This window comes from bacterium (assembly GCA_037147175.1).
Lineage (GTDB): Bacteria > Cyanobacteriota > Vampirovibrionia > Gastranaerophilales > UBA9971 > UBA9971.
The window spans coordinates 20075-27532 of sequence record JBAWVS010000032.1 but is presented as its reverse complement, the minus strand read 5'-3'; the positions used below and the strand labels follow the sequence as shown (position 1 = coordinate 27532).

At 35.2% G+C, this 7458-nt stretch carries 9 protein-coding genes; 2 read left to right on the top strand and 7 right to left on the bottom strand.

The features are described 5' to 3' along the window. Window positions 1–243 precede the first annotated feature (243 nt). Window positions 244–504 carry a hypothetical protein gene (locus WCG23_08560; GenBank protein ID MEI8389922.1) on the top strand — a complete coding sequence of 87 codons (261 nt, stop codon included), beginning with the start codon at window positions 244–246 and terminating at the stop codon, window positions 502–504. Window positions 505–517: 13 nt separating this feature from the next. Next, a complete protein-coding gene (locus tag WCG23_08555) occupies window positions 518–853 on the top strand; it encodes a hypothetical protein (protein ID MEI8389921.1) in 336 nt (111 codons plus the stop codon). 349 nt (window positions 854–1202) lie between these two features. Here the strand turns inward: WCG23_08555 and WCG23_08550 are convergent, their stop codons facing one another. The 7 genes from WCG23_08550 to WCG23_08520 all read right to left on the bottom strand — a co-directional run bounded on the left by WCG23_08550 (window position 1203) and on the right by WCG23_08520 (window position 7455). Then, on the bottom strand, window positions 1203–2459 hold the full coding sequence (locus WCG23_08550; GenBank protein MEI8389920.1) for a ShlB/FhaC/HecB family hemolysin secretion/activation protein: 1257 nt from the start codon (window positions 2457–2459) through the stop codon (window positions 1203–1205). A 602-nt stretch (window positions 2460–3061) separates the two neighbouring features. Then, window positions 3062–3343 (bottom strand): Mor transcription activator family protein, encoded by a 282-nt coding sequence (locus tag WCG23_08545; GenBank protein ID MEI8389919.1) that lies wholly within the window; start codon window positions 3341–3343, stop codon window positions 3062–3064. A gap of 78 nt (window positions 3344–3421) precedes the next feature. After that, window positions 3422–3661 (bottom strand): hypothetical protein, encoded by a 240-nt coding sequence (locus tag WCG23_08540; GenBank protein MEI8389918.1) that lies wholly within the window; start codon window positions 3659–3661, stop codon window positions 3422–3424. A 34-nt stretch (window positions 3662–3695) separates the two neighbouring features. Continuing rightward, on the bottom strand, window positions 3696–4163 hold the full coding sequence (locus tag WCG23_08535; protein MEI8389917.1) for a phage protein GemA/Gp16 family protein: 468 nt from the start codon (window positions 4161–4163) through the stop codon (window positions 3696–3698). Window positions 4164–4286: 123 nt separating this feature from the next. After that, window positions 4287–5162, bottom strand: coding sequence for an AAA family ATPase (locus tag WCG23_08530; protein MEI8389916.1), 876 nt, complete (start codon window positions 5160–5162; stop codon window positions 4287–4289). Further along, complete coding sequence (locus tag WCG23_08525; protein MEI8389915.1) at window positions 5152–7188, bottom strand: hypothetical protein; 2037 nt, start codon at window positions 7186–7188, stop codon at window positions 5152–5154. The genes WCG23_08530 and WCG23_08525 overlap by 11 nt, the downstream gene beginning before the upstream one ends. Window positions 7189–7266: 78 nt before the next feature. Then, complete coding sequence (locus WCG23_08520; GenBank protein ID MEI8389914.1) at window positions 7267–7455, bottom strand: hypothetical protein; 189 nt, start codon at window positions 7453–7455, stop codon at window positions 7267–7269. Between the last annotated feature and the right edge of the window lie 3 nt (window positions 7456–7458).

Genomic DNA, 7458 nt, shown 5'->3' with positions numbered 1-7458 from the left:
CTATACCTATACCTATACCTATACCTATACCTATACCTATACCTATACCTATACCTGATTATACAAGATACAAATACTGCTGTCAACTTAGTTTAACATTGCAAGGACTGATTATATGGGACTAGAGAAAGTACGGATCGTGTCTTAATGATACAAAACAGCCTGAACTTCCGAGTTCAGGCTTCCATTGTGAGAATTGAGAGCTAATCTGTCAATGTAGACAGAACTAAAGGAGCAAAAAAGATGGACATAGTATTCGGAACAAAGGTTTACGATTATAAAAGAAAAACTATCGGAGTTTTAATAAAGACTTACAACCTCGGCTATGTTGACGCACCGGAAGCGATGGGAGCTAAAGTAATCGACCAAGACGGCAGAGTCTACGCAACAAGCCTTGATAGCTTAAAAACTATTGAAGATATAAAAACAGCAAGGCTTTATAACGAAATCTCCAAGCAAGATTTTAAAGCTTTAAATATCCCGGAATGTTTTTTAATCGACTAAGAAAGGAAAAATAATGGCTAAAACTAAACTGCAAGAGGAAACAATAGAAAAAATCTGCTATCAATCAAGCAGTCAGTCAATCAGCTACAGAGAAATTTATCAGCTGAGCAATAAAAAATTAAAACTTGAAATAAAGTCAGATTCTTATCATAGCCAGTGTTACGCAAAGGCTTCCGTTCTAAAAGATGATGAATGGAAAATAATTTACTCAGTACCTTTCAGCTTAATGCAAACTCCCGAGGGGCTTGCCTATAGAAATGATTACAAAAACAAACCGGCAAATGCTGAAGGCATTTTTAAAGAAGACATACAAAAACTCAAAACCAATATCGAAAAAATCCTGTTTTAATGTATAGCAATGATTCAACTTCCGACTAAAGTCAGCTTAAACACTGACTTTTCTTGCATTGAGAGTTAATATACACAATGAAAGACACTCAACTATATCAGCAATTATTGACATTAACAGAATGTGATAAACATTTATTTGTTAATTCTTAAAATAATTCTAAATAAAAGCTTTTTAACATTATTTTGCTATTTATTTAGCCTATAGTCTATTTAAATACTTCCCAGCTGAATTTTATAGATAACTTCATAGTAAAAAAGTCAGACCTTTTTATAAGGCATTTTTCCTTCGAATTAATGTTCGTTTATTTTGGATGGTTTGTAATAGATTGTTGAGAGGGGATAAAATTTTAGAACAAATTACTCGACAATCCGAAGTGCAATTTGACCGAATTTTGATTCTCCGACCTTTTTCTTCCGAGCGGAAGTCCCACATCAATATTAGCCGTTAAATATTTACTCAACTGACAACGCAGCCCCACTCCGACTCCCTGAAGAAAATTTGCATATGTTGCCGGTGTATCTTTTTCAAGAACTCTAGCAAATCCTTGGTCGTAAAATGCCGCAAACTGCATTCTGTCTTTTAAATTCACTCTGAAACTTTTATTTTTCCAATACGGAACGCTGAAATCAGGCAAAGAAGGAATTGTTTTTATTAATTCCGCACTTGCGTTATAACCGACATCCCCGATAAGCAGCCCTTCGTTAAAACCTCTTACTGTTGAACTTCCTCCTGTCTGCATTTGCTCGGCAGATAGAAGATTATTCGGCGAAAACTGCGTTGATACTCTAAAAATACCGGTTGTATTTAGAGGCAAAGCCTGTACTCTGATTATATTTGTATTGAATTTTACGAATTTACCGGAAAGTTCTCCGAGTTTACTTTTTGATTCAGCGTCACAAACAGGGATTCCTGTGCTTACTTGTGCACCGGATATCCATCTTCCCCTGTTATCTTCTTTAACAGCGTTTAATCCGAACCTGAATACTCTTAATCCGTAATCTTGAAGCTCTGTTATTTCTTGCATTGTGGTTTTTGAATGTGAGAGGTCAAAAGAAAAATTCGAAGTTAAATTAAACTTATCACCTTTAAATATAGGCTGAGAAAGAGTAGTGCTGAGCATTCGGGAAGCTCCGTGAATTTTAAGTTGTTCAAAAGAACCGCCTATATTAACGCTCGAATTTGAATAGCCTAATCTTAATTCCGTGCCGTAAGGTCCTATCGGAAGGGAATAACCGGAATTTATTCCGAATGTTCTTTGAGCAAGACTGACACCTCCGTATAAAGAATCTCCGAACCCTGTTAAATTGTTATCGGTCAGGAATATATTTGCCCTTTGAACTCCGATTAAATCTCTGCCCTGATTATCCCAACCTGCGCTTAAATCGAGAGGCAATTTGTCTTTTACGTCAAGGGTAATGTCTGTTGTTGCAGGTTCTTCCCCTTTTTGTATTGTTATATTTCCTTTTATGTAATCGGTATTATTAATCAGAATCATTGATTTTTGAATATTATTTATTTTAAAAACTTCGTTTTTCTGTAAATTATTTGCTTTAAATATATTATTTCTGAGATAAGAAGTAACATTACAATTGTAGGCAGTCAAGCTAAATATCCATACTATTGGGAAAGTAGTTTAATTGCCAGCGATATTAACTGTAAAAATTTAGAAGTTTATGAAACCCGTCAAATCATAATAGGAAATATAAATTCAGCCGGAAAAGTTATTTTAGGCAATAAAGATTCTTCCGGTGCATTAGTTAAAGTCCCATATATAGGTGTCAATGACATTACAGCTAAAAAAAATGTAAGTTTAGCCGGAAATGTTGTTAATTCAGGCGTAATAAAAGCCGGTGGTAAAATAAATATCATCAAAGACTAAAATACTCGGTAAATGCAAAATCAGAACTCCTCTGTAAAAAACACAGAGGAGTTTCTGCTTTTTTGAATTTATTTCAGATAAAGACTTGTTCCGCTTCTTCAGGTTGTAATATACCCGAGCGGTTTTAATTTGTCTTAAACTCTGAATGTAACTCATTTTCTATTTTGTTGCATTCGAGCAGCAAAAAATTTAATTAATCATTAAATATTCTACTGTGGCAAATTAAACATGTTTCCACAAACTTTCAGATAGAACCATATTTATTTGTATAAAAAACTCCTGCCGTATATAGCAGGAGAAGAGTGGTATGAATGGAAGATGCGTCATTATTTTTCATTATTTTTAATAATTTGATACAGCTGTCTTTCAGCCAGAGAAAGTTCTTTGCAAAGTATTAACAGTGATTTTTTAGTTCCGTCATATTTTTTACAAATATATTTATTTCTTAATTTTATTAAAGCTTTATTGGGAATAAATATCATGGTTCCGGGAAGATTTTTCATCAAGTCTATAGCAGTTTTAACGCCGCAAAGAGAAGCTACTGTTTTAAGCTCTTCATTTGGCATTTCATCTTCTTTTATTTCATCAAGCCAGGGTTTTTCTTTCATAAATCCTCTTTAGTCTCATCAGTCAGGGCATTACCCTGAGACCAAGAAGCCTGAGCAGGCGGCTTCTTGGTTTCGACTTTATGCGGCAACAGCCGACGGTTCTTGGGTCAATATTTCTGTAATAATGCCTTCCATATTTTCAAGAATTTCTATTTGCGCCTGATACATCTTGCAGTCAATTTTCCTCTCGTTTTTGTTATGCCATTCGTTGTCGCTAAGATTGCAATCGGCAAATTCAATCTTTGATTGGATCAATTTTTCATTAATATTGCTGATTTGAGCTCTGATAATTCCTACAATTATTTCGCAGGTTTCCATTTTTACTTCTCCTTTAATTTGTTTCAAACTGCTTTTAAATAACGTTTAAATATTGTTTTTTAATTTCTTTGACTGTATTAATAACTTTGCGAGCTGTTTTACTGTCAAGAAACCTAAGATCGCTCACTGAGAATTTGTTTAACAGAAATTTTCTGAGCGATTTTGTAATAAATTCTCTCTTATCTACATATTTAATCTCCTTTTCTTCTGCATAAGCAGTCATTACCAGATTCCACATAGATTCAATCATCCTTAATTGCTTAGGAGTTGCCATATCTAATCTGTTTGACAAATTCTCAAATTTTTGTTTTTTTATTATCCATCTTCCTGACTCTTTCGCCATTTCTTCAAGCTTATCGATTAATTCGCCTGCAAGATGAGGCGAAAGAGCTTTACAGGTTTCAGTTCCGTAATTAGCCAAAATTTCTTTGTAAAGTTCATCATCAAGATTAAGAACATTTTTAAGAGTATGAATTTTTTTAATTTGAGAATCAGTCACCATCGAACAGCTCCTCTCGTTCCAAGGCTCTGCCGTGGTGAATTCCGAATTGAATGCCGGCAGTGAAAATTGCGAGGATTATTAATGTGGTACAGAACATTTTTTCAAGTTTATTCATCTTTTTCCTCACACAATAAGCATCTTAGATGTTTCAGCAATTGTTTGCCCCGTCAATTCTATTTTATTGACAGTTGCCACCCTTGAAGCTCTCATTATCAGTTTTGATAAGACCCTTGTATTGCCTCTTGAATATTCAAGATAGACTTCACTCAGTTCTGTATTCTGAGAAGTAATTTCAAGAATTGCATTAATATCATTTATGTTTAATTTTTCAAGCTTTTTAGAAACGCCGACTCTCGAATAAAGCTGTTCATACTGATTCTTCTCGCCTCTTAAGTTTTCAACAAGAGCGGGCATCCCGATAAGAAGCACGCCGACTTCGGTTTTATCGTGAATTCTTCTTATAAGTTCAAGCGCTTTATGAGGAAGATTTTCAGCTTCATCAATAATAATAAGTCTGCTTGAGTACTGTATTTTTTGAATAACCTCATCCGTCATTTTATAGATATTGCCTTTGCCTGAAAGTCCCAGTCTTTTGTGAAATTCAATAAGCAGCGCTTTTGTATTGAAGCCGGGGTCTGATTCAATAAGAATCGAATCAAGATAATGCTTTGTATATTCTTTGGCTGCAACGGTTTTACCTAAGCCGGCAGCGCCGTAGCAAACGCCTATTTCGTTATTGATATGGCACATTCTTGCTATTTCAAAAACTCGTTTAAATACAGAGGTTTCAACGCAGGGAATATTTCTTTTATAGCTTCTTTCTCTTTCTCTGTTTAAAAAATTACTGATAATATCAGCGATTTTATCTGATTTGCCTATGTAATTATCGTTAACCCAGAGATTAAGAGTTGTCGAAGAAACGGCAGTAGCTCTTGCCACAGCTTTAAAGCTGTACTTCTTTTCTTTCATTATTATTTTTAATTCTTCTCTAAGATCCATACCCTGCTCCTATTAATTTTTTATTTTTAAAATATTCTTTTTCAGCTTCATCAATCTCTCTGTCGCTTTCGAAGAGATAAATCTTTTCTTTGGCTGCAGGTTCATCAATAAATGCCGATAAATCGTGAGTGCCAATTTTCTCCGCGGCTTTTTGTTTTCTTACAGCTTTATCCATTGACGTATTTGCCATTTTGCTGATTTTAGGATTTAAAGGATAATTTTTATTGCCTAAAACCGCCTTATAATTCAGCATTTTTTCGTTAAGCTCGACCTCTTCTATTTGAGAGTAAGCTTTTTCAATCTTTCTGCCGCGTTTTTTATCTGCAATAATTTCTTTAAATTGCTCTTTGGAAATTTCTTCTTTAGCAAGAGCCGGAGCAAGTTCTTTTACAGATGCAGTTCCTAAAAGTTCATCATCGGATGATCTGAATATCCAGGCTTCTGCATAATTTTTAATATCGCGTCTTAAATAGACTTTTTCGCTTTTAACGCCCAGCATCCAGTCAGACCAGTAGGTTATTTGAAGTTCTGAATCTCTGACGCCGTTTTGAGTGACGGATAATTCTCTTGAAGTTCTTTTGCAGAAAAGAATTAAGGCATCTTTTGATACGACTCGCTTTTCTGTGAACTCTTCTGCAAACAATTCATCTGGAGATTTTCCTTTATGATTTTTGCCTTGAGACGGCATTTTATTGAAAACATTAACGATAAAATCGTCAAAAATTTCTTTCAGTTCTTCAAATTTTAATATTTTGCCCTGTTGAATTTCTTTTTTAAGTTTTTCCGGTCGTTCCGTAACATTTCCGCCCCTGTAACCTACAGCGTGTTTAGATAAAAGGGTTTTGACTTTAAGAAAATCTCTTTCTATCGGTTTTGTCTGAGCATTATACGGAAGAGCAAAATGAGGAATAACTCCGAGTTTTCCGAGCATCGCCGTTGTAGAAATTTGTTCGACCGGTATTTTTATACTCCGTCTTCCGCCGGCAAAGTCTTTAGCCCTGAAATCTTTTCCGTTATCGATAATAATATCATCAGGGATGCCGTATTCTTCAGCCGAATAATAGAACGACTGGAATATATAATCAGAGTTGGGATTATCAGGCTGAAGAACCCAGCCGAGCCATTTGCCCGATTTAAAGCATCTCCAAGCCGTAACCCAAGGGAAACTGACTTTGCCGTCAATATTTACGCAGGCTATATCTAATTGCGCATGATCCGCGACCCAGACTGACCCGCATCTTATAGCGGAATAATCTCTTTCGACATAGTTTGCATATTTTCTGTTCCATTTAGAATAGCCGTATCTTGCAAGATATATTGACGAAACAGGTATTTCTCTTCTTATGCGTCTTTTAAAACTTAAATGCTTCGGGAATGAGTTGCGAACTGAGGCTTCGCCGGGAAACGATTCTTTCGTGAGTCCGTCTTCTCTCATTGCATAGCCAAGAGTTATAAGCCAGCAAGAATAAACAGAGGGCGCTCCTTCAACGAGATAAAGGTTTTTAAAGTATTCAAAATATTTGTCTTCTATTTTTGAAACGCCTGCAGTTTTGCCGTATTGCGCTAATAAAGCTGAAACTCCGCCTTGTTCATATCTTAATCGGGCATCGTTAATGCCTGAATAGGAAGTTTTAAAATCAGGATTTTTAGCGTTCCATACTTTAACAAATTGTCTTAATTCTTTGCCTTTTAAACCTCTTGAATTTGTCAGAACCACAACATGTTTATCAGCCTGTTTTTTAGCCCAATTCGGGGCTTTATTGTAAAGCATAAGGTCAACATCAAGGTCAAAAGCAGTTTCATTAACAGAATTTAATAGATTGTACTTATTTTGAAGCCGCTGCGGCAGAGAACTTAAAAGTATTTTGTACTCAACTTTTTCTTTTAAAGACTTGTTTTTTTCATAAATATATTTGCCGGATGTACAGTTTTTCCTTAAAGTTTCTAATTTTACTCCAAGTAAAGAGCAGGCTTGATTTTCATCAATCCATACAGGTATATTGTTTATTTCTTGTTTCCTGCTCATTTGTGATTCCTTAGTTATTGTTAGGAGTGTATGCCGTAAAAGCGGCTTTGCCGATTTACAGGCTGAAACTCGTTTTAGTTATAACCAATAAGGCTTTCCGAGGTTATCCTTTACCCATTTGGCAAAAGCATCGTCTTTCGTTTTGCCTTCAACCAGAGAAATCAGTTCATCTTCCGTAATATTAAGTTCTTCCGCTACGCTAGAAAGGCTAAGGTTTCGACACAAAAGTTTAACTTTGAACCATTTTAATCTGGAATTCTTGCTCATTTG

What these genes read in the sequence shown, in the direction of transcription:
- WCG23_08560 (MEI8389922.1), top strand. Translation starts at nt 244, where the DNA reads ATGGACATAGTATTCGGAACAAAGGTTTACGATTATAAAAGAAAAACT.
- WCG23_08555 (MEI8389921.1), top strand. Translation starts at nt 518, where the DNA reads ATGGCTAAAACTAAACTGCAAGAGGAAACAATAGAAAAAATCTGCTAT.
- WCG23_08545 (MEI8389919.1), bottom strand. Translation starts at nt 3,343, where the DNA reads ATGAAAGAAAAACCCTGGCTTGATGAAATAAAAGAAGATGAAATGCCA.
- WCG23_08540 (MEI8389918.1), bottom strand. Translation starts at nt 3,661, where the DNA reads ATGGAAACCTGCGAAATAATTGTAGGAATTATCAGAGCTCAAATCAGC.
- WCG23_08535 (MEI8389917.1), bottom strand. Translation starts at nt 4,163, where the DNA reads ATGGTGACTGATTCTCAAATTAAAAAAATTCATACTCTTAAAAATGTT.
- WCG23_08530 (MEI8389916.1), bottom strand. Translation starts at nt 5,162, where the DNA reads ATGGATCTTAGAGAAGAATTAAAAATAATAATGAAAGAAAAGAAGTAC.
- WCG23_08525 (MEI8389915.1), bottom strand. Translation starts at nt 7,188, where the DNA reads ATGAGCAGGAAACAAGAAATAAACAATATACCTGTATGGATTGATGAA.
- WCG23_08520 (MEI8389914.1), bottom strand. Translation starts at nt 7,455, where the DNA reads ATGAGCAAGAATTCCAGATTAAAATGGTTCAAAGTTAAACTTTTGTGT.